Consider the following 20966-nt stretch of genomic DNA (forward strand, 5'->3'; position numbering starts at 1 on the left):
ACGCCTTCCCCGGCCCCCCCCCACCCCCGCCCTGCCGCACAGCCGTCCCCCGGTGGCCCACAAACCCCGCTCCGGGCGCTCCATGGTGACCCGGACCCTGCTGGTCACCGCCCCGGCCGTGCTGGCCGGCGCCGCGCTCCGTCCCCGTTCGAGCTCCTCGTCCGGTTCCGCCGGGCGCCGCTCCTCGTAGGAGGTTTCCATGTCGCAATGGCTGGTACTGACCATCGCCATGGCCGCTGCCTGCAGCGTCGTCCTGGCCATCACGGTCCTCAAACAGCGCCGGATCGGCGAGGACGACGACCCGTCCGAAACACCCGATGTCATCGAGTACATGACGATGATGGTGGGCGTCGTCTACGCCATCGTCCTGGGGCTGGCCATCGCCGGCGTCTGGGAGGCCCGGAGCGCCGCCGAGGACACCGTACGGACCGAGGCGCAGGCGCTGCACGAGGTCGGCACGCGGGCGGCGGCCTATCCGGCGCCGGTACGCGACCGGATCCGCTCGGACGTCGACGCCTATGTCGGCTATGTCGTCCACAAGGAATGGCCGGTGATGACCGAGCAGCAGCAGCTCACGCAACGCGGTACGGATCTGCTGGCCAAGGTCCGCGCCGATGTCATCGGCTACCACCCGCGCAACGACTACGAGGGGCAGTCCTACCAGCCGCTCGTCGACCAGGTCGGGGTGGCCGACGACGCCCGGAACAGCCGTGCCGACGCGGCCGGTTCGACGCTGCCCGGTGTGGTGTGGTTCGGGCTGATCGCCGGGGCCGCCATCACCATCGGCCTCATCTTCACGCTGCAGATCCGGCGTTCGGCGCGCGAGCTGCTGATGGCCGGACTCTTCAGCGCGCTGATCGCCTTTCTGCTGTTCCTGGTCTGGGACTTCGACGCCCCGTTCAGCCGGGGCATCTCGGCCGGTTCCGAAGCCCTGACCGATCTGTTCCCGCACGTGTGAACGAGCCCGCCTGAGGGGGCGCCCCTGGCGGGCGCCCCCGTCCGGGCGAAGAGGTCCGGCCGCCGGACAGGCCCTAGGTGAACAGCTCCGGCTCGCTCCGTGCGATCTGCTGGTAGAGCGGCTGGTAGTTGATCCACGCGACGAGATCGTTGCCGAGCTGCTCGCGCGTGTGCACCGCCTGGTGGTGGTCGATCAGCACCGGCTTGCCGGCCGCCTTCGCGGTCAGTTGCACCTGGCAGGACCGCTCCATCGTGATGAACCACCAGGCCGCCGCGTCCACCGAATCGCCGACCGTCAACAGCCCGTGATTGCGCAGGATCACGGCCTTGTGCGGCCCGAGCGCGGCCGCGATCCGGCGGCCCTCCTCCTCGTCCACCACCACGCCCGTGTAGTCGTCGAAGAGCGCATGGTCCTCGTAGAAGGCGCAGACGTCCTGGGTGATCGGGTCCAGCAGCTCCCCCAGCGAGGACAGCGCCCGGCCGTACGTGGAGTGGCTGTGGGCCGCGGCGACCACGTCCGGGCGGGCCTGGTGGACCTGGGAGTGGATGGCGAACGCCGCCTGGTTGACGTGGTGGCGGCCCTCGACGACCTTGCCCTGCGCGTTCACCAGGATCAGATCGCCGACCGTGAGGTGGCGGAAGGACATCCCGAAGGGATTGACCCAGAAGCAGTCGGTGAACTCCGGGTCGCGGGCGGTGATATGGCCCGCCACACCCTCCTCGAACCCGAAGCGTCCGAACAGGCGCAGCGCCGCGACCAGGCGCTCCTTGCGATAGCGCCGCTCGTCGTCGACGGTCTCGTGCGTCGGCGGCAGCGCGAACTGCAGCAGCTCGGTGGGTATGGGCGTCGGCTCGGGCATCGCGGCTCTCCTCTGGCACATAAGGCTCACAGCGCTCCCCCTAGGGGCGGAAGCTACCCTCCGGTACTACAGAGGGCCAGGCCTGTGACGGGCATCGGTGCCCGACCACAGGAACGCCGCCCGGCCCGGAAGGGGACACCATGAGGTCGATATCGGTCAGCAGGGACATCGCCGCCACCCCGCAACGGCTCTTCGCCGTCCTGCGGGACCCGGCCCGCCACGCCGGCCTGGACGGCTCGGGCATGCTGCGCGGCCGCCCCGACGGCCCGTCACCCCTGGGTCCCGGGGACCGGTTCAGCATGGGGATGCAGCAGGGGCGGATCCCCTACCGATCGGTGAATGTCGTGGTGGAGTACGAGAAGGACCGGCTGATCGCCTGGGAGACCTGGGGCGAGTTCCGCGGGCGGCGGCTCGTCGGCGGCCAGCGCTGGCGTTACGAGCTGAGCGCCGACGGCGGGGACACCACGCACGTCACCCACACCTACGACTGGTCCCGCGCCCGTTTCCCCCGCCTGGTCATCGAACTCCCCGGCTACCCGCGGCGGATGGGCCCGGCGATGGCCACCACGCTGGAACGCCTGGCGGCCGCCGTACGGGACTGACGTACGGGTCTGACGTACGGGTCTGACGTACGGGACCGGGGGACGCGGACAACGGGCGGGACCGGGGGCGGGCTAGTCCCGCCCGTAACCGCTCAGCAGCTCCACACCGCGCAGCAGCGCCGAGTGGTCGAGGGCGCCGTCGCCGCGGGCCACGGCGGAGGCGATGAGCTGGGCCGCGGCGGCCCCGACCGGCAGCGGGGCGCCGACGGCGCGGGCGGCGTCGAGGGCGTTGCCCATGTCCTTGTGGTGCAGCTCCAGTTTGAAGCCCGGGGTGAAGTCGCGGGTGAGGAGGTTGTCCTTCTTACGGGCCAGGACGGCGGAACCGGCCAGTCCGCCGCCCAGGACCTCCAGCGCGGCGGCGAGGTCGACGCCGGACTTCTCGAGGAAGACCACGGCCTCCGCGACGGCCTGCAGATTCACCGCGACGATCAGCTGGTTGGCGGCCTTGACGGTCTGCCCGGCGCCGTGCGGCCCGCAGTGCACCACCGTCGTGCCGACGGCCTCGAAGACGGGCGCCGCGGCGTCGAAGTCCGCCCGGTCTCCGCCGACCATGATCGACAGTACGCCCTCGACGGCGCCCGCCTCACCGCCCGATACGGGGGCGTCCAGCACCCGGATGCCCTTTCCCGCGGCGGCCCTGGCCAGGTCGGCGGAGGTCTGCGGGGTGATGGAGGAGTGGTCGATCAGCAGCGCGCCCGGCCGGGCGTTCTCCAGAATGCCGTCGGGGCCGTAGGCGACGGCCTCGACCTGCGGCGATGCGGGAACCATGGTGATGACGACATCGGCCTCACGGACCGCCTCGGCGATCGACCCGGCCTCTGTGCCCCCGGCCGCGATCAGCGCATCCGCCCGCCCGGGACTGCGGTTCCAGCCGCGGACGGTGTGCCCGGCCTTGGCGAGGTTGACGGCCATGGGGCTGCCCATGATGCCGAGGCCGATGAAGCCGATGGTGCTCACTGCGCCACCCCACTCACTTCCGCATGACAGAATTAATCTATCGCTATTCGAAATCCATGATGTGTGGCGCGGAGTAGGGCGTCAACCTCAGAGCTCGTCGATGGCGGTCAGATCGATGTCGATGTCGTAGGGGACAGAGAGCTTGAGGCGGTTGCGGTAGGTGCCAGTGGGGACATAGACGCGCGCCTCCGCATCCAGCTCGAAGACATGGACGACCGGGTGGTCATCCGCACCACCCATCTCGATCCGCCAGAAATACGGGATCCCTGCGTTGGCGTACTTGTGCGGCTTGGTGTCACGGTCGCGGGCCTCGGACTCGGGAGAGACCACCTCGCAGGCGAGCATCACATCCCTGACCTGGAAGTGGGTCTGGGTCCGGCTGCGCACCGCCGCAGCGCGCACCACCGAGACATCCGGTTCCGGGCCGTTGCGCCTGTCGATCACCACGGTGATCTCCCGCTTGACCTTCAGCTCGGGCGGTACGGTGTGGCGCAGCCCGCTCACCAGCAAGTCGATGGTGTCGCTGTGGAAAATGCGCTGCGGACTCACGAAAACCAGACTCCCGTCGATCAACTCCGTGTGCGGCGGGAGGTCGGGCAGCGTCAGCAGGTCGTCCACGGTGTAACCGTCCTGCGGCGGCACCGGCCAGTGGTGCGCGGTCTCAGCGGTCATAAGTCCTCCCATGGACGGGATTCTGGGCCGTATCGCCAGCGTAGCGAGGGCAAACGACAACGCCGCCACTCAAACGAATGAGCGACGGCGTTTCGCTTGCCTCAGCGGGAGGTCACCGAATGGTGATCACTCCCACTCGATCGTCCCCGGCGGCTTGCTGGTGACATCCAGCACCACCCGGTTCACGTCCGGGACCTCGTTCGTGATGCGGGTCGAGATGCGCGCCAGCACCTCGTACGGCATCCGCGTCCAGTCCGCCGTCATCGCGTCCTCGGAGGACACCGGGCGGAGCACGATCGGGTGGCCGTAGGTGCGGCCGTCGCCCTGGACGCCGACCGAGCGGACGTCGGCGAGCAGGACCACCGGGCACTGCCAGATCTCGCGGTCCAGGCCGGCCGCGGTGAGCTCCTCGCGGGCGATGGCGTCGGCCTCGCGGAGCAGGTCGAGGCGGTCCCTGGTGACCTCGCCGACGATGCGGATACCCAGGCCGGGGCCGGGGAACGGCTGGCGGTGGACGATCTCGTCCGGCAGGCCGAGCTCCGAGCCGACCATCCGGACCTCGTCCTTGAACAGCTGCCGCAGCGGCTCGACCAGCTCGAACTCGATGTCGTCGGGCAGACCGCCGACATTGTGGTGCGACTTGATGTTGGCGGTGCCGGTGCCGCCGCCGGACTCGACGATGTCCGGGTAGAGCGTGCCCTGGACCAGGAACGCCACGGGGTGGTCGTCGGGGGCCTCGGCGACGATCTCGGCCTGGGCCTGCTCGAAGACGCGGATGAACTCGCGGCCGATGATCTTCCGCTTGGTCTCGGGGTCGGAGACCCCGGCCAGCGCGGCCAGGAACCGCTCCTGGGCGTCGACGACCTTCAGCTGGACGCCGGTGGCGGCCACGAAGTCCTTCTCGACCTGCTCGGACTCGCCCTTGCGCATCAGACCGTGGTCGACATAGACGCAGGTCAGCTGATCGCCGATGGCCTTCTGGACGAGGGCGGCGGCGACCGCGGAGTCCACGCCGCCGGACAGCCCGCAGATCGCCCGCTTCTCGCCGACCTGCTCGCGGATCGCGGCGATCTGCTCCTCGACCACGTTGTGGGTGGTCCAGTTCGGCACGATGCCCGCACCGCGGTAGAGGAAGTGCTCCAGGACCTGCTGGCCGTGCGTGGAGTGCAGCACCTCGGGGTGGTACTGGACGCCGTACAGCTTCTTCTCGTCGTTCTCGAAGGCGGCGACGGGGACGACGTCGGTCGACGCGGTGACCGTGAAGCCCTCGGGAGCGGCGCTGCACGCGTCGCCGTGGGACATCCACACCGACTGCTCGGCGGGGGTGCCCTCGAAGAGCGTGGAGCCCGGCTTGGAGACCGTCAGCGGGGTACGGCCGTACTCGCGCGCACCGGTGTTGTCGACGGTGCCGCCGAGGGTGGTGGCCATGAGCTGGAAGCCGTAGCACATGCCGAAGACCGGGACGCCGGACTCGAAGAGCGAGCGGTCGAGGCTGGGGGCGCTTTCGGCGTAGACCGACGAGGGACCGCCGGAGAGGATGATCGCCTTCGGGTTCTTGGCGAGCATCTCGGCCACCGGCATGGTGGACGGCACGATCTCGCTGTAGACCCGGGCCTCGCGGACGCGGCGGGCGATGAGCTGGGCGTACTGAGCGCCGAAGTCGACAACGAGGACGACGTCCGGGGCGGCGGCAGGGGGCGCTGATGGCACTTCGGCGGCCTTCCGGCGGTGTGGAGCGGGGTTGGACTTTCGATTCTAACCGGCTCATACTGTGGCCCATGTTCCAGCAGCTGACCTTCGTCTTTACCTATGGCACCGGCCCGTCCGGCTGCCATGGTCGTGCTGCTTGATCGACTGACAAGCGACTTCCCAGGCGCCCCGGGCCGACAAGGCCCGGGGCGTTCTGCATTCGGGATCACGTCGGCTCCGGGGCCCGCACCCACACCCCAGGAGATACGGATATGAGCACCGAGACCGCGACCGCCGTCCCCGACACCGGCGCCCGCACCCCGCAGGCGGCGGAGCTGATCACCGACGCCCGCAGCCGCATCGACGATCTCGACGGCCGGATCATCGGCCTCGTGCAGGAACGGATGGCCGTCTCCGCCGTCATCCAGCGCGAGCGGATCGCCTCCGGCGGGCGGCGGGTGAACCTCACGCGGGAGATGGAGATCCTGGCGCACTACCGCGATCAGCTCGGCAGGCCGGGCACCGCGCTGGCGATGACCCTGCTGGAGCTGTCGCGGGGGCAGATCTGAGGCACGCCTACCGCCTCCGCGGCACACCCTCTCCGGCATGGCTGGATATCACCGTCCGCCGGGGGCGCGCGGAACCCCGGCGGGCGACCGGCGCAGGGGCCAAATCTGAGTTCGGTTGGCGACTCACCCGTACGGCGCGTGACCGGCCGCCGCGGGGGTTCGTTGTTCCCGGTGCCACGCCAGCCAGGCGCGGCCTGCAGGACTACGCGTAGACGCCGCCCCACGGGCGGAAAGCCGGAGCGATGAGACGCCGGCCGCTTGCAGCGGTCCGCGTCGTGGGACCTCGCTTTGGTGCCGTGGCCGGTCAGCAGGGGACAGCAGCCCGGTCACATCCGATGGGGTGGTCGGTCCTGGGGACGCCCGGGACCGACCGCATCCGGTCGAAACGGTTGCGCCGGGTGAGGCGCATCCAGGACGATGCTTGACGTACCGCTTCCCGTGCCCGGTACGGCCCTCGGCATTGCCATTGGTCCAACCGCAGCGCGGGCGCACCACCGCGAAACATCACGCACCATCCCATAGCCAGCGGCGCTACCCCCCCCCAGCGCCGCCCCTCGGTGCCGGCGCTGCCCTGACGCCGGCGCCGAAAGCCAAGGGCCCCGTGGCCGTCCGCACTCCCCCCCTTGCGGACGGCGTCTCGGGGCCCTTCGCTGTGCCCGCCCGGGGCCTGTGTGCCCCCTGTGTGATGCCTGTGCGCCCCCTGTGAGAGATGTGACGGGCATCACGGCGCCCTTCCCGGTCCGTCGAACAACCTTTTTCAGCCATGGCTGGTCATGTACCTGCAATCGCACGGCCCTACCGCGCCCCCCACCGCGACGGCCCGCACCAACCTGTGCCGCCCCCGCGGCACATTGGACCCGAGAGGTCTTCTCGATGAAGCTTCGCCGTGCCCTGACGGCTGCCGCAGCTGCGGCAGTCCTCACCCCCGCCGCTCTGATGGCGGCCCCCGCCGCGTACGCGAGCGACCCCGAGACCGGGACCGCGACCGGCACCGAGTCCAGCGCGAGCGCCGACCCCGCGCCGGCCACCCCCGATGCGGAGCAGACGGGCGGCGCCACCGCGCCCGCCGACGAGTCCACCACCGCGCCCGCGGAGTCCGCTGAGCCCACCGCGCCGGCGGACGAGCCCACCACCGGCGCCCCCAGCGAGAAGCCGACCGCCGAGCCGACGGACAAGCCGACCGGCAGCGCCTCCCCCACCGCGAAGCCGACCGCGGAGCCCTCCGACGAGCCGGAGTGCGCCAAGGACTCGGACGAGCTGGCCATCTCCACCGAGCTGCGCGGCCTGCCCAGCAAGGTCGTGGCAGGCTCCGGCTGGAAGAACTTCACCTTCCGCGCCACCAACACCTCCGACAAGGTGATGAAGTCGGTCGACGCGTACCTCGCGCTGGGCGCCATCAGCGGCGGCTCCTTCGATGACGTCTCCCGGCACCTGACGGTGCAGTGGTTCAACGAGGACTCCGGCACCTGGGAGGCCGCCACCGACGACGAGGGCTACTTCGGCACCATCTACGACCTGGGGCCCGATGAGTACGCCGACGCCAAGCTGCGTCTGAAGGTCGACGCCGCCACCCCGGGCAGCTACGGCTTCGCGTTCACCATCGGCGCGTACCACGACGAGGACGACGTCTGCGGCTACTCCGACGTCGCGGAGTACGACTTCGACATCCTGGCCGCGGGCAGCAAGCCGGGCACCGTGCCGCCGGCCAAGGGCAAGCCGGGCAAGGCCAAGGGCAACAAGCCCGCGCCGCAGGGTGAGCTCCAGAAGCTGCCGGTCACCGGCAAGCTCGCCGAGACCGGTTCGTCGTCCGCGCTGCCGGTCATCGGCATGGTGGGCGGCATCGCCATGGCCGTGGGCGCCGGTGCGATCTTCGTCGTGCGCCGTCGCAAGACGGACGGTGCGGCCGCCGCGTAACGAGTGAGGGCAAGGGGCCGCACCGTTTCCCGGGTGCGGCCCCTCGTCGCATCTGCCGCGCTCTGTGCGCGCTAGGTGAGGGACTTCCTCGGCGGTACCTGCGGGACGGGCACGAACGGCAGCTTCAGCGCGCCGAACGCCTTCTCCGGGACCGCGGGCCGCACCGGCGCGACCGGTGCCACCCGCCGGTACGGCCGGCCCGGTGCGGGGCGCGGATCCGGCTCGCCCTTGTTCGGCCACAGGGACATCGCGCGCTCGGCCTGGGCCGTGATCGTCAGGGACGGATTGACGCCCAGGTTGGCGCTGACCGCGGCGCCGTCGACCACCAAGATCCCCGGGTGGCCGTAGAGGCGGTGATACGGGTCGAGCACGCCGTGGTCCGCGTCCGCGCCGATCGGGCAGCCGCCCAGGAAGTGCGCGGTCAGCGGCGTCCCCATCAGCTCGCCGACATTGCTGCCCGCGAAGCCGTTGATCTCCTCGGCGAGCAGGGTGGCCGCCTGCGTGGCCTCGGGGATCTGGTTGGGGTTCGGGGCGCCGTGGCCCTGGCGCGCGGTGAGCAGGCCCTTGCCGAGCCCCTTCGGCTTCCGGTACGTCGTCAGGGAGTTGTCCAGCGACTGCATCACCAGGCCGATGATGGTGCGCTCGGACCAGCGGCGGTTGGAGAGGGAACGGACGGCGAGCCAGGGATGCCGGGCCATGTTCGCCAGCCAGCCCGCGACCCGCCCGGACGGACGGTACGGCACCTGAAGGACCGTCAGCGAGCCCATCGCATTGGAGCCCTTGCCGTAACGGACGGGTTCGATATGGGTGTTCTCGTCGGGGTGGATCGAGGAGGTGATCGCCACGCCCTTGGTGAAGTCGACCCGGTCCGCACCGTGCCGCTTGCGGTAGCGGCGGTTGTCGCTCTGCGCGCCCACCAGGGCCTCGGAGTTGGTTCGGGTCAGCGAGCCGAGCCGCCCGGAGAGGTACGGGAGCAGGCCGCAGTCCTTCATACGGTGCAGCAGGGTCTGCGTCCCGTACGTACCGGCCGCGATGACGACGCGGCGGGCGGTGAACGTCCGGCCCGCCCCCTTCTTCTTGTTGTCGGTCGGGAGGGTGCCGACGGCGAAGCCGCCGCGCGAGTCCTCGGTGACGGTGACGACGGAGGTCATGGGGTGGATGACGGCTCCGGCCCGCTCCGCGAGATGGAGATAGTTCTCGTTGAGGGTGTTCTTGGCGCCGTGGCGGCAGCCCGTCATGCACTCACCGCACTCGGTGCAGGCCTTGCGGGAGGGGCCCGCACCGCCGAAGTACGGGTCGGCGACCTCGTCTCCGGGCGCTGCCTTGGCGCTCCCGGCCCCGTCCCCGCCGACGGCGTCCCTGCCGTCCCCGAAGAACACCCCGACCGGCGCCATGTGGAAGGAGTCGCCGACACCCATGGCCTCGGCGGTCGCCTTCAGGTGGACGTCGGACGGCGTCATCGTCGGGTTGAGCCGCACGCCGAGCATCCGCTGGGCCTGGTCGTAGTACGGCTTGAGCTCCTCCTGCCAGTCGGTGATGTCCTTCCACTGCGGATCGTCGAAGAACGGCTTCGGCGGTACGTAGAGGGTGTTGGCGTAGTTCAGCGAACCGCCGCCGACTCCGGCGCCCGCCAGGACCATCACATTGCCCAGGAGATGGATGCGCTGGATGCCGTAGAGGCCGAGCGCCGGGGCCCACAGGTAGTTCCTGAGGTCCCAGGAGTTCTTGGGAAGGGTCTCGCGGGTGAAGCGCCGGCCCGCCTCGAGGACGCCGACGCGGTAGCCCTTCTCGGTCAGGCGCAGCGCGGAGACGGAGCCGCCGAAGCCGGAGCCGATGACGAGGACGTCGTAGTCGTAGTCGTACTCGTCCCCGTATCCGTCGTCCGGTGACGGGTTCGGCTCCGGGTCCTGATTCTGGGCAGAGTTCTCCTGGGGCACTGGCTCTCCCTGGGGTCGGGGCAACTACCGGAGTCGGAACGCCTTCATCGCGCGCAGGCTGAGCGACATGAACGCCGCGTACTTCTCGTCGTCCATCCCGAAGGCCGGTGCGAGCGGCATGATCCGCTGGTGGGCGACGGTCTGGGCCTCGGTGTACTTGAGGATGCCCTCGGAGCCGTGCCGGCGGCCGAGTCCGGAGTCGCCCATGCCGCCCATCGGGGACTGCACACTGCCGTAGCCCGCCGCATACGACTCGTTGACGTTGACGGTTCCGGTGCGCAGCCGCGCGGCGACCGCCCGGCCCCGTCGCCCGTCCTTGGTCCAGACGCTCGAATTCAGGCCGTACGGCGTGGCGTTGGCGAGCGCTACCGCCTCGTCCTCGTCGCTGAAGCGGTAGACCGAGACGACCGGGCCGAAGGTCTCCTCGGCGCACACGGCCATCGGGGCCTCGACGCCGTCCAGGATGGTGGGCTCGTAGAAGAGGGGGCCGATGTCCGGGCGGGGGCGGCCGCCTGCGACGAGCCTGGCGCCCTTGGCGACGGCCTCCTCGACATGCCGGGTGACGTTCTCCAGCTGCCGCTCGCCCACCAGGGAGCCCATGTCGGCGCCGTAGGCGAGGGCGCTGCCCAGGCGCATGGCCTTCGTACGGGCGGCGAAGCGCCGGACGAAGTCGTCGGCGATGGACTCGTGGACGTAGAGCCGCTCGATGGAGATGCACAGCTGGCCGGCGGAGGAGAAGCAGCCGCGGACCGCGCCGGCGGCCGCCTTTTCCACATCGGCGTCGTGCAGCACCAGCATGGCGTTCTTGCCGCCCAGTTCGAGCGAGCAGCCCACCAGGCGGGCCGCGGCGCTCTGGGCGACCTCGCGGCCAGTGTGGGTGGAGCCGGTGAAAGAAACGTAATCCGCGTGCTTGACGACCTCGGGGCCGACGACCGGGCCGTCACCGATGACGACCTGCCACACCTCGGGCGGCAGTCCGGCCTCGATGAGCTGCTCGCGGGCCCACAGGGCGGTCAGCGCGGTCTCCGTGTCGGGCTTCATGACGACGGCGTTGCCCGCGGCGAAGGCGGGGAGGGCGTCGCCGACGGAGAGCTCGAAGGGGTAGTTCCAGGGGGCTATCTGTCCCACCACGCCCTTCGGCTGGCGCAGTTCGGTGACCTTGGTGAGGGTCGGTACGACGCCGGTGTGGCCCTTCGGCCTGAGGTACGAGGGCGCCTTGCGGCCGTAGTGCCGGGCGGCGACGGCGACCGCCTGCACCTCCTCGTGGGCGTGCAGCCGGGCCTTGCCGGTCTCCAGCTGGATGAGGTCGAGGACCTCGGCCTGGCGCTGGAGGACGAGGTCGTGGAAGCGGAGCAGGACGGCGGCGCGGCGCCTGACCGGGACGCGCGCCCAGCTCTCCTGGGCGGCGCGGGCACGCTCGAAGGCGGTGGCGACGTCCTCGGGGGTGGACTCGGGCAGGTCCGCGAGCTTCTCGCCGGTGAACGGCGTGTGGTTGGCGGTCTTGCCGGTGCCGACCACACCGCGGGTCAGACGGGCGGCCACCTCCGGGGTGACCACATCGGCGGCGGTACGGGTCCCGGCGGCGGGGGGCGCCACGGGGTTCCCGGCGGGCGTCGCTGCGGCGTCCTGGGCGGTGTCCTGGGTGTCCTGCCGGTCCGTGGTGTCCTGCGAGTCCGTCATGCGGGGGAGCGTATTCCTCCCGGGACGCTTTGTGTACCCGGGAGTAACGAGATTTTCGCGGCGCCCGTCATCACGCCAGTGATTGCTGGCCGTAAAGGCTCTGGTCAGGGCGTTTTCGGTGATCTACACCCCGATGAGCCGGAAGGAGTTCAGTGCGGTGTCGAAGTACCGCTTGGCCTCCGCCTGCGAGGCGACCGGTGAGGAGATCCAGACGTCGATCATCTTTCCGCCCTCGTTCCAGCTCAGGTCGTAGGTGTACCGGGAGCCGCCGTCCTCCTTACTGCCGTCCCACACGAACTCCCAGAGCCCGGCCTGGTATCCCTTGTGCGTCGTCTCGGTGACCTTGCCCTGGCGATAGCCCGCGTAGTCGGGCTTCGCATCGGCCTTGCGCATCGCGCCGATCGGCCCCTCCGGCACCGGCCGCTGCAGCTGGACGCCGATCCGGAACCGCTTGCCCTGGGAGTAGAAGTAGACCCGGGGGTTCTCGTACGAGCGGGTGAAGCCGTCCGGGACGGCGAGCGCGAAGCCGACCGGGTCGCGGACGACGTGGTAACCGGCGGGAGCGTTGGGGGCGTTGACGCCCTTGGGCTTCGTGACGGTCGCGCCCGGTCCGGGCGTGCCGCTCGCGGAGCTTCCGGACTGCGACCCCACCGCCGATTCCGGGTGGGACCGCGCGTGCGAGGGCGACCGGGACGCACCGGGCGTGCCCGCCCTGCCCTGGTCGGTCCTGTCGCCGTTCTGGTCCATGACCAGGGCGGTGATGCCCGCGCCCCCGCCGCCGAGGACGACCACCGCGAGCGCGGCGAGCAGCAGGGTGCGGGCGCGGCCGGGGCGACCGGAGCCCGGTTCCGCCGGTGCCCGGCGGTCGTGGTAGCCGGTGGGGGCGACGGGGGTGCTGCCGGGAGACGGGGGGTCGGCATCGGCCGGGGTGCCCTGGGGCGGGCGCCCGCCGGGGGTACCGCCGCCGGGAAGGCCGCCCTTGGGAGCGTCGGCACCGGGAAGGCCGTCACCGGGGAGGTCGTCGCTGTGGCCGTCGTAGAAGGGATCGCGGGCCCCGGGAACGGAGGGCCGGGGGCCGGCCGGTGGCGCGCCCGCGGCGGCCGCCTCGCCGAAGCCCGCGGCCGCGGACCGGCCGCGCCCCCAGTGCCCGGCGGAACCGCGTTCCGGGGCGCGCCCCGTCCGCAGATACCCCTCCAGCAGCCGCTCCGTCTCCGCCACGTCCAGCCGTCGCCCGGGGTCCCGCTCCAGCAGCCCCTCGATGACGGCGAGCAGCGGCCGGGCGGCCTCGGGGATCTCGATCTCGTCGTACACGACGGCATGCAGGACGCCGCCGATCGAGTCCCGGCGGAACGGCGATTCACCGCTCAGCGCGGCACACAGCAGCACCCCGAGCGACCACAGGTCCGCCTCCGGTCCGGTGCCGCGGCCGGCCATCCGCTCCGGCGCGGTGTATTCGGGCGAGCCGACGAACCCGCCGGTCTCGGTCAGGGTCGTCGCCCCCGGTACCTGGGCGATACCGAAATCGGTGAGGACGACCCGGTTCGTCCCGGACTCCATCAGGACGTTGGCGGGCTTGATGTCCCGGTGCAGCACCCCGCGGGCGTGCGCGGCCTGCAGCGCACCCAGCAGCGCGAGTCCGATCCGGGCCGCCTCGAGCGGGGCGAGCGGTCCGCCGCTGTAGAGCCGGTCGGCCAGCGACGGGCCGTCCACCAGCTCCATCACGATCCACGGCCTGCCGTCCTGCTCGACGACGTCGTGCACGACGATCACGTTCGGATGCTTGACCTGGGCGACGGTGCGCGCCTCCCGCATCGCCCGTTCCCGCTGCACCCGCGCCTCGGGTTCGGCCGTCGCCTCGTCCAAGTGCAGTTCTTTCACCGCGACCTGACGACCCAACAGTTCGTCCGTGGCCCGCCAGACCGTCCCCATTCCGCCGCGGCCCAGCCGTATGTCCAGGCGATACCGGCCACCCACCAGCTGGCCCTCGCCCCCGAATATCCCCATGGGGCCATCTTGCCGCACCGCCGCCGGGCCGGGAGGGGCGGTCCCCCTTGAGTTACCGCGGGTTCGGCGGGATGCGCCCCTGACCTGGGAACGGTGTGATCCACTGCCCTCATGGAGGCAGTTGTCGCAAGCATCGTGGCCGTCATAGGCACCCTGCTGGGTTCCGCCGTCACCCATGTCTTCCAGAGCCGGGCGGCCGACCGCAGCGAGCGGTTCGCCCGCGCGGAGCGGCTCCGCCAGGAACGTATCGATGCATACTGCGCGTACGCGGGCGCCCTTCTCGACTACCGCCGGGTCCTCGTCCACCGCTGGTTCGTCCTCAACGACGAGAACCGCTGCGACGAGGACTCCCCCGCGCTGCGCGAGGAGATGTACAAGACCCGCTATACGGCCCAAGAAGCCATGTTCCGGGCGCAGATGGTGACCGACGACGCGGAGGTGCTCGCCCGCGCCGAGCAGGTGATGTCCGATGTCACCGAGCTGCACTGGGCCGAGGACCGGGAGACCCTGACCGCCCTGCGGGCCGCCACCCGGCAGGGCATCCGCGACTTCGTCGCGGCCACCGCGCCCCGGGTGCGCTGAAACCGTCCGCAGCAGGCCAGTTGGCCGCTCACGGCACATGCCGCGCACGACACACGGAGGGAACCTCCCCCGCCCTTACGGCCGTCCTTGACACAGTGAGGCCGGTGAGGCCGTCGTACGGAAACGGCGGCCGGCAGGTGCGGCGGGCCGGTACGACGGAACGGGGGCGGCCATGGTGATGCAGGACGGCGGAACGGTGGACGTCCGTCCGGGCGCCGACCCGGTCCGGGCCGCCCCCGAACACAGCGGCGCCTATCTGGCGGCCGGGCTGTGCCTGGTCCTCTACGGCGGCGCGCTGCTCGCCTGGACCCTCTACGGCATCGCCCAGGGCGAGGGCACCGGCTGGGACTTCGTCGAGGGCCTCTTCAACCCGGGCGCCTCCCCCGCGCCCCAGGCGCTCGGCCCCTACGAATGGGCCTTCACGGTGGCCTTCCTGGCCGTCGGCGGCCTCTCCCTGGCGCAGCGCCGCGCCGCGCGCAGCGGCGCCCTGCTGTGCGCCTTCCTCCTTCTGGCCGTCTCCCTCCGCGAGGGCGTCGGACTGCTGAACGCCGCCTACCGCGACCAGTACAGCAACGACCCCCTGGGCGGCTGGGCCCTCGCCACCCGCGGGCTCGGTCTGCTGACGGCCCTGGTCGTACCGACCGTCCTGTCGCCGGCCACGGAACGCCGCGACGGCTCCGCACCCTCCCCCGCTCCCGGCTTCGAACCCCGCCGGCGCCGCCTCTTCCGCATCTGCGGCGTCCTCTTCCTGATCACCGCCGCCGCCCGCACCGGCTGGACCGTCTGGGACCTCGCCTCCAGCAACATGGACACCGGCCGCTACCTGCGCGGCGCGTTCGACGGCTCCTTCCTCAGCACCCTCGACCTCTCGGCCTCCTCCGAGTTCACGAACGTCAGCTCGGTCCTCGTCCTCCTGGTCCTCGGCGTGATCGCCCTCCGGGGGCGCCGGGACATCCGGGGCGCGCTGCTCCTGTTCGCCGCCGTCGAGCTGTATCTGACCGTGCGGACGGTGGTCTGGCTGGCCGTGACGGACTTCTTCAGCCTCTCCTCCGAGACGGTGGAGGGGGCGACGTCGGTGGCGACGACGGCGTACGAGCTGGCGGCGATGACGTCGGTGGTGCTGCTGGTCACGGGGCGGAGTTTCGGGGCTCCCGATCGGTCGCCTGCCTTGAGCGCCTCCGCGAGCTGACGGCGTCGGGAGGCCGGCGGCGCAGCAGCAGCGCCCACACCGGCTTCGGCGTGGGCGCTGCGGGAGGGGTACCAGACGGTGTCGTGGCGGCAGTTGGCCGGCCGGGCGTCGAGGCCGCTGGTGATGTGGGGGGTGAAAGGGCCGGGTGGGCGGTGCGGGGGAGATCCCCCTCCGAACCGCCCCCGCACGCCGATCGGCGGCCGCCGCGTGTGGGGGGCGCGGCGGTCGCCGATGTGAACTGCAACGCGTCGTGGGCTTGTGGCCTCTTCAGTGGTGCAGCATGTGGACCACTCTGCCGGAGCGGACCACTCCATGGCATCGTTCGCAGGTCGCGGGATCACCCCCGCCGGTCGGCGGGGGTGCGGGGCCGTCTTGGGGCGGACCCCGGTGACAGGGCACGGAGCCGCGCAGCGCCGGGTGGTTCCGTGGGCCGGTATGGGTGCGGAGGAGAAAGGGGCGCCGGTGATCCGTGTCGCTGTGGTGGACGATGAGCGGCTCGTCAGATCCGGGTTGCGGATGATTCTGGGGACCGCCCCGGATATCGAGATGGTCGCGGACTGCGGTGGCGCGGAGGCCGTGGACACCGTGCTGCGCAGCGGTGCGGAAGTGGTGCTGCTCGACATCCGGATGCCGGACGTGGACGGGCTGACCGTGCTGCAGCGGCTGCGGGCGACTCCGGAACCTCCCGCGGTGGCGATGCTGACGACCTTCGACGCCCAGGAGTACCTGACCGCGGCGCTGCGGAAGGGGGCGGCCGGGTTTCTGCTCAAGGACTCGGATCCGGAGCAGCTCGTACGGGCCGTACGGACGCTGGCCGCGGGCGGGAGCGTGCTGGACCCCGGCGTGACGCGAGCGGTGATCGGCGGCTATCTGACGGCCGAGGACCAGGCGGCCGCGGCGCGGGCGGTGAGCGGGCTGACGCCGCGGGAATCGGAGGTCCTGGCGCTGCTCGGGGAGGGGCTGGGCAACGCCCAGATCGCGGGGCGGATGGGGCTGGCGCCCAGCACGGTCAAGGACCACGTGCGGGCGCTGCTCGGGAAACTGGGCGGGATCAACCGCATACAGGCCGCGATCGTGGCCGACCGGGCGGGCCTGGTGGCCGGCGGACCGCGGGGGTCGTGGTGAGCGCCTCGGGGAGCCCGGAGGGCATACGGGCGCGGGCGGCGGCGCGGAGGCGGGCGCTTGCGCGGGGGGCGTTGGGGCAGCGGGTGCGGCGGATCGCCCCGGTGGTGGTGCCGGTCCTGCTGGCCATCGCCGACGCGGTGCTGGTCAACGGCGTGGAACTCGCCCTGGAGCTGGGGGTTTCGGTGGTCGCCGCGACGGCCCTGCTGCTGCGCCGCCGGTTTCCGCTGCCGGTTTTCCTGTTCACCCTCCCCGGTCTCTACATCGGCTACATCTGGTTCGCGCCGATGATCGCGCTGTACACGCTGGCCGCCCGCCGGCCCGTCCGGACCCGGCTCGGGATCTGCGCCGTACTGCTGATCGCCGCGCATTTCTTCCCGTACCCGATTGCGGACTTCGAGCCGACCCACTACCGGGAGAACACTCTGGTGCTGATCGACGCCTGCGTCTCCTCCGCCGCGCCGATCGCCATGGGGCTGCTGGTCCGTACGCGCGGGGAGCTGGCCGTCCGGGTCGAGGACCTGACGCGCAGCCTGCGCCGCGAGGACCGGCTGCTGGCGGACCGGGTGAAGACCACCGAACGGGCGCGGCTCGCCCGGGAGATGCACGATGTCGTGGCCCATCAGGTGAGCCTGATCAGCCTGCAGGCGGGCGCGGTGCAGGTGAGTACGCAGGACGAGACGGCGCGGGCGGGGGCGCGGACGATCCGGGAGCTGTCCGTACGGACGCTGGACGAGCTGCGGCACATGGTCGGGGTGCTGCGGGCGGACGGCGGGGAGGCGGCGGAGCTCCAGGGGCTGGCGCCCCAGCCGGACCTGGAGGAGCTGCCGCGGCTGATCGAGATGAGTGCTCTGGATGTGACGTACGAGGGGGGTGTGGTGGCCGGCGCGAGCGGCGCCAAGGCGGTGGAGCGGGCGGCGTTCCGTACGGTCCAGGAGGCGCTCACCAATGTGCGCAAGCACGCACCGGGGGCGCAAGTGCGGGTGCGGGTCGGGCCCGGCGGCTCCGGGGAGAGCGAACGCCTGCGGGTCGAGATACGCAACGGGCCGCCGGACGAGTCGGCCATGGCCCCCGCGCTCCCTGGTGGCGGGCACGGGCTGGTGGGGCTGCGCGAGCGGGCCCAGAGCCTCGGGGGGACGCTGGAGGCGCGGCACACGTCCGACGGGGGGTTCGTGGTACGGGCGGAGTTTCCGTACGGGGGGACGCCCAACGGGGCGGGGTGAGGCGGGCGGTCACTGCGAGGGCGGTTCCTGCGAGGGCGGCGCCGCGTCCCGGCCCCCGGCCGGCGGCGGGGCCGCTCAGGCCGACAGCGGGGCCGCCGCCTCGTCCACGGCCGTGTGCAGGTCCGGGTAGACCTCGAAGAGCCGGCGGACGCCGAGCGCCGCCAGGACGCGGTTGACGTGGGAGCCGTCGACGGCACCCTGTGCGGGGAGGATCAGCCGCAGCCGTCCCTGACAGGAACGCATCAGTCTGCGGGCGGCGATCAGTACGCCGACGCCGCTGGAGTCGCAGAACCGGACCTCGGAGAGATCGAGCACCAGACTCCGCCGGCCGTCGGCCACCGCGTCGTGCACATGCTGGCGCACCGCGGGCGACGTGACCAGGTCCATCTCGCCGGAAACCTGCAGCACCGCCCAACGGCCCTGTTCGCCCTCTGCCACCTTCAACGACACGCGCTCGAAGCCTTTCGCTCGCTTTCGGACCGGATGCGCCCCGGATCTGTCCGGAACACACCCTTCCCCGGCTCGACTGCCCGGCCTCTCTCCCCTGAAACTCTTCCGAATCCTTGGCGCAACAGGCCGTTCTGCCCAAGGCTATGCCCAGTGGGCGGTGACTATTCCCCGATATCCGGTCACACACGGGTAACACCTCGGCGGATACAGGGGAGATGTGGGCGCGAACGATGCGCATTACCCCCGTCAATCGATCACTTTCGATCCCCGTCGATCGGGGGACACCACCCCGTAGTGACAGCTCCCTTACCATCCGTATCCCCCTGAAGAACGTGGTTTGCGGCAAAGGAGCGTGCGTTGTCAGACCCTCGCATTACATTCGATGCGTACGGCTTCGATGTGAACGGCGGCGTGACCGACGAGGCAACTGAGGTGTGAGCACAGCGACGACGGACAGGAATAGGGGTCCGATGGGAAACGACACACCCCCGCGCTGGGACAGGCGGATGCAGCAGCGGCTGGCCCGCGGCGAGGCGGCCGCGCTGGGCGAGCTCTACGACCGCTTCGCCTCCCTCGTGCACAGCCTCGCGCACCGCGTCCTGGACGACGAGGACGCCGCCGACCGCATCACCCGCGAGGTCTTCGGCTACCTCTGGGAGAACCCGCAGTCCTACGACCCCAAACAGGGCTCGCTGCGCTCGTGGATCGCCGCGGTCACCCGCCATCAGGCCGTCCAGCGGCTGCGCCAGACCGAGGCCGCCTCGGCGCGGGACGGCGGTCCGCAGGCGCCCGCGCAGGCCGAGATGGAGCAGAAGATCCGCGAGGCCTCCACGGCTGCCCGCGCCGACTACATCGTCACCTCCATGCCCGCGCCGCTGCGCAAGGCGCTCGAGCTGGCGTACTTCCAGCGCCGGGACTACCGTCAGACCGCCGCCGACCTGGGCGTCACCGAGGACGAGGCCCGGCGGCGGCTCCGCCTGGGGCTGCAGCTGCTCTCCACCGCCCACAACCACCCGGCCCTGCCGCCCTCCGCGGCCCGGTCCTCCCATCTGCCCCGGACGGCGCCCGGCTCCCGTACGCCTTCCCACACATCCCAGCCGCCGCACAGACCCCACGGCCCGCGCCCACCCCATACGTCGCAGCCCGCCGGACCGGGCAACGCCCCGCCCGGCACGGGCCACGGACGGCCGCTGTGAACGGCCCCGACGAGTGGGAGGGCCCCGAACGGCCCGGCGGGCCAGGTGAACGGCCCCGGATACCGGCTCCGCGCGCCGCCGCCGAGGACCGCGGACCGCTGCCGGACCTCCGGCCCGCCCCCGAACCGGAAGCGAAACCCGAACCGGATTCCATGACGACCGACGCCACTGGCCCGGCCCCCGGGGAGACCCCGCCCGAGCCCTCGCACCCCGCCCCGGCCGCCCCGCCGCACAAGGTCCTCAAGTCGCTTCTCGGTGCCTGGGCGCTGGCCGCCTGCAGCGCCGAGGAGACCGCCGCCGTGGAGACGCATCTCACCGACTGCGCCTCCTGAGCGGACGAAGCGCTGCGGCTGCGCGACGCCGTCGGCCTGCTGCATCCCGCCGACAGCCTCGATCTCGACCCGCTGCTGCGCTCCCGCGTCCTGGAGGGCTGTCTGGGCCGCCGCCCGGCCCGTATCCCCGTGCCGGAGTGGGCGACGCCGTACGACGCGGAGACCGCGAAGCTCGATGCGCTGCTGCACGACATGGGCGAGTCGGAGTGGCGCGCTCCGGTGCGGCTGCGCTGGTTCGAGGACGAGCGGGCGGTGGAGCGCGAGACCACCGTCGCCGGTGTCATCGGCCATCTGATGACCGTCGACGGCCTGGTGGCGACGGCGCTCGGCCTGCCCGATCCGCTGGGCGCCGACGCCCCGCCCGGCACCCCGGGGCCGACGCGCCGTACGGAGGCCTACTGGCGGGCGGCGGGCAAGGAGCCCGGCCGGCTCGCCACGCACCGGCCGTGGCGCGAACAGAGCTATGCGCTGATAAGGACCGTCTCCTTCGCGGGCGGCGGCGCCGGCGAACTCCTCGTCCCCTACGGCAGCTTGCAGCTCCCGATGTGCGATTCCTTCCTGGACCGCGCCTTCGGGTGCTGGGTGCACGCCGGGGACATCGCGGACGCGGTGGACTACCCGTACGAGCCGCCGTCCGCCCGGCATGTCCACCAGCTGATCGACCTCGCCACCCGGCTGCTGCCCACCACCCTGGCCCACCGCCGCCGGGCCGGGCTCGCCTCACCGGCGCAGAAGCTGGTCGAGGCGGGCGCCCCGGGCCGCACCCTCCACCTGGAGGTCGAGGGCAGCGGCGGCGGGCACTGGTACATACCGCTGGACTCCCCGGCAGCCCTCGGCGCCAAGGAGCACACGGTCGCGCATATCGCGCTGGACAGCACGGAGTTCTGCCAGCTGGCCGCGGGCCATGTGTCCCCGGAGGAAGCCGCCGCGGGCCAGGACGGTGAGCGCGAGGCAATCCGCGATGTGCTGTTCGCGACCGCATCGCTGTCGCGGCTCTGAACCGCCCGGCGGGGCGCCGGCAGGCCGGGCGC

At 71.8% G+C, this 20966-nt stretch carries 18 protein-coding genes and 1 pseudogene; 11 read left to right on the plus strand and 8 right to left on the minus strand.

The genetic code is table 11. The features are described 5' to 3' along the window. Both ADL29_RS44420 and ADL29_RS04200 read left to right on the plus strand, forming a co-directional pair. Window positions 1-190: hypothetical protein (locus ADL29_RS44420; protein ID WP_053922409.1), on the plus strand; the 190-nt coding region annotated here is incomplete at its 5' end. A gap of 9 nt (window positions 191-199) precedes the next feature. Then, a complete protein-coding gene (locus ADL29_RS04200; RefSeq protein ID WP_053922410.1) occupies window positions 200-958 on the plus strand; it encodes a bestrophin-like domain in 759 nt (252 codons plus the stop codon). 73 nt (window positions 959-1031) lie between these two features. Here the strand turns inward: ADL29_RS04200 and ADL29_RS04205 are convergent, their stop codons facing one another. After that, entirely contained in the window at window positions 1032-1817 is a 786-nt protein-coding gene (locus tag ADL29_RS04205) for a class II aldolase/adducin family protein (RefSeq protein ID WP_053922411.1), read from the minus strand. 140 nt (window positions 1818-1957) lie between these two features. On the opposite strand from ADL29_RS04205, the gene ADL29_RS04210 reads away from it, so the two are divergent. Continuing rightward, window positions 1958-2419: an SRPBCC family protein gene (locus tag ADL29_RS04210; protein ID WP_053922412.1), complete on the plus strand. Its 462-nt coding sequence runs from the start codon at window positions 1958-1960 to the stop codon at window positions 2417-2419. 72 nt (window positions 2420-2491) lie between these two features. Here the strand turns inward: ADL29_RS04210 and ADL29_RS04215 are convergent, their stop codons facing one another. From ADL29_RS04215 to guaA, 3 genes are all read right to left on the minus strand, one after another. Further along, window positions 2492-3376, minus strand: coding sequence for a 2-hydroxy-3-oxopropionate reductase (locus ADL29_RS04215; RefSeq protein ID WP_078970727.1), 885 nt, complete (start codon window positions 3374-3376; stop codon window positions 2492-2494). Between the two features lie 87 nt (window positions 3377-3463). Then, entirely contained in the window at window positions 3464-4048 is a 585-nt protein-coding gene (locus ADL29_RS04220; protein ID WP_053922413.1) for a Uma2 family endonuclease, read from the minus strand. A 126-nt stretch (window positions 4049-4174) separates the two neighbouring features. Then, a complete protein-coding gene (guaA, locus tag ADL29_RS04225; protein ID WP_053922414.1) occupies window positions 4175-5758 on the minus strand; it encodes a glutamine-hydrolyzing GMP synthase in 1584 nt (527 codons plus the stop codon). Window positions 5759-6009: 251 nt separating this feature from the next. Here guaA and ADL29_RS04230 point away from each other — a divergent pair, with 251 nt between their 5' ends. Next, a complete protein-coding gene (locus tag ADL29_RS04230; RefSeq protein WP_053922415.1) occupies window positions 6010-6306 on the plus strand; it encodes a chorismate mutase in 297 nt (98 codons plus the stop codon). A gap of 873 nt (window positions 6307-7179) precedes the next feature. Next, window positions 7180-8220, plus strand: coding sequence for an LAETG motif-containing sortase-dependent surface protein (locus ADL29_RS04235; RefSeq protein ID WP_053922416.1), 1041 nt, complete (start codon window positions 7180-7182; stop codon window positions 8218-8220). A gap of 71 nt (window positions 8221-8291) precedes the next feature. On the opposite strand, the gene ADL29_RS04240 is transcribed toward ADL29_RS04235, so the two are convergent. From ADL29_RS04240 to ADL29_RS04250, 3 genes are all read right to left on the minus strand, one after another. Then, complete coding sequence (locus tag ADL29_RS04240) at window positions 8292-10157, minus strand: GMC family oxidoreductase (protein ID WP_053922417.1); 1866 nt, start codon at window positions 10155-10157, stop codon at window positions 8292-8294. Window positions 10158-10181: 24 nt separating this feature from the next. Beyond that, window positions 10182-11837: a succinic semialdehyde dehydrogenase gene (locus tag ADL29_RS04245; protein ID WP_245689132.1), complete on the minus strand. Its 1656-nt coding sequence runs from the start codon at window positions 11835-11837 to the stop codon at window positions 10182-10184. A gap of 123 nt (window positions 11838-11960) precedes the next feature. Further along, on the minus strand, window positions 11961-13841 hold the full coding sequence (locus ADL29_RS04250) for a serine/threonine-protein kinase (protein WP_053922418.1): 1881 nt from the start codon (window positions 13839-13841) through the stop codon (window positions 11961-11963). 111 nt (window positions 13842-13952) lie between these two features. On the opposite strand from ADL29_RS04250, the gene ADL29_RS04255 reads away from it, so the two are divergent. The 4 genes from ADL29_RS04255 (at window position 13953) to ADL29_RS04270 (ending at window position 17957) form a co-directional block, all read left to right on the plus strand. Beyond that, window positions 13953-14423, plus strand: a complete 471-nt coding sequence (locus tag ADL29_RS04255) for a hypothetical protein (protein WP_053922419.1) — start codon at window positions 13953-13955, stop codon at window positions 14421-14423. Window positions 14424-14595: 172 nt separating this feature from the next. After that, window positions 14596-15612, plus strand: coding sequence for a hypothetical protein (locus tag ADL29_RS04260; protein WP_053922420.1), 1017 nt, complete (start codon window positions 14596-14598; stop codon window positions 15610-15612). Between the two features lie 462 nt (window positions 15613-16074). After that, window positions 16075-16737, plus strand: coding sequence for a response regulator (locus ADL29_RS04265; protein WP_053922605.1), 663 nt, complete (start codon window positions 16075-16077; stop codon window positions 16735-16737). An 83-nt stretch (window positions 16738-16820) separates the two neighbouring features. Further along, complete coding sequence (locus ADL29_RS04270; protein WP_425424202.1) at window positions 16821-17957, plus strand: sensor histidine kinase; 1137 nt, start codon at window positions 16821-16823, stop codon at window positions 17955-17957. A gap of 75 nt (window positions 17958-18032) precedes the next feature. Here ADL29_RS04270 and ADL29_RS04275 read toward each other — a convergent pair whose 3' ends face one another. Beyond that, complete coding sequence (locus ADL29_RS04275; protein WP_030067429.1) at window positions 18033-18407, minus strand: STAS domain-containing protein; 375 nt, start codon at window positions 18405-18407, stop codon at window positions 18033-18035. Between the two features lie 470 nt (window positions 18408-18877). Between ADL29_RS04275 and ADL29_RS04280 the strand changes: the two genes are divergently transcribed. Together ADL29_RS04280 and ADL29_RS04285 are read left to right on the plus strand one after the other, a co-directional pair. Next, the gene (locus tag ADL29_RS04280; protein WP_053922421.1) at window positions 18878-19603 is read left to right on the plus strand and encodes a sigma-70 family RNA polymerase sigma factor; all 726 of its coding nucleotides are present in this window, start codon (window positions 18878-18880) and stop codon (window positions 19601-19603) included. Continuing rightward, window positions 19600-20934, plus strand: a pseudogene (locus ADL29_RS04285) (MDMPI N domain containing protein). The gene ADL29_RS04280 and the pseudogene ADL29_RS04285 overlap by 4 nt, the downstream one beginning before the upstream one ends. The last annotated feature ends 32 nt before the right edge of the window (window positions 20935-20966 follow it).

It is taken from the genome of Streptomyces chattanoogensis (assembly GCF_001294335.1).
GTDB classification, from domain to species: Bacteria; Actinomycetota; Actinomycetes; order Streptomycetales; family Streptomycetaceae; genus Streptomyces; species Streptomyces chattanoogensis.

What these genes read in the sequence shown, in the direction of transcription:
- ADL29_RS04200 (WP_053922410.1), top strand. Translation starts at nt 200, where the DNA reads ATGTCGCAATGGCTGGTACTGACCATCGCCATGGCCGCTGCCTGCAGC.
- ADL29_RS04205 (WP_053922411.1), bottom strand. Translation starts at nt 1,817, where the DNA reads ATGCCCGAGCCGACGCCCATACCCACCGAGCTGCTGCAGTTCGCGCTG.
- ADL29_RS04210 (WP_053922412.1), top strand. Translation starts at nt 1,958, where the DNA reads ATGAGGTCGATATCGGTCAGCAGGGACATCGCCGCCACCCCGCAACGG.
- ADL29_RS04220 (WP_053922413.1), bottom strand. Translation starts at nt 4,048, where the DNA reads ATGACCGCTGAGACCGCGCACCACTGGCCGGTGCCGCCGCAGGACGGT.
- ADL29_RS04230 (WP_053922415.1), top strand. Translation starts at nt 6,010, where the DNA reads ATGAGCACCGAGACCGCGACCGCCGTCCCCGACACCGGCGCCCGCACC.
- ADL29_RS04235 (WP_053922416.1), top strand. Translation starts at nt 7,180, where the DNA reads ATGAAGCTTCGCCGTGCCCTGACGGCTGCCGCAGCTGCGGCAGTCCTC.
- ADL29_RS04245 (WP_245689132.1), bottom strand. Translation starts at nt 11,837, where the DNA reads ATGACGGACTCGCAGGACACCACGGACCGGCAGGACACCCAGGACACC.
- ADL29_RS04250 (WP_053922418.1), bottom strand. Translation starts at nt 13,841, where the DNA reads ATGGGGATATTCGGGGGCGAGGGCCAGCTGGTGGGTGGCCGGTATCGC.
- ADL29_RS04255 (WP_053922419.1), top strand. Translation starts at nt 13,953, where the DNA reads ATGGAGGCAGTTGTCGCAAGCATCGTGGCCGTCATAGGCACCCTGCTG.
- ADL29_RS04260 (WP_053922420.1), top strand. Translation starts at nt 14,596, where the DNA reads ATGGTGATGCAGGACGGCGGAACGGTGGACGTCCGTCCGGGCGCCGAC.
- ADL29_RS04280 (WP_053922421.1), top strand. Translation starts at nt 18,878, where the DNA reads ATGGGAAACGACACACCCCCGCGCTGGGACAGGCGGATGCAGCAGCGG.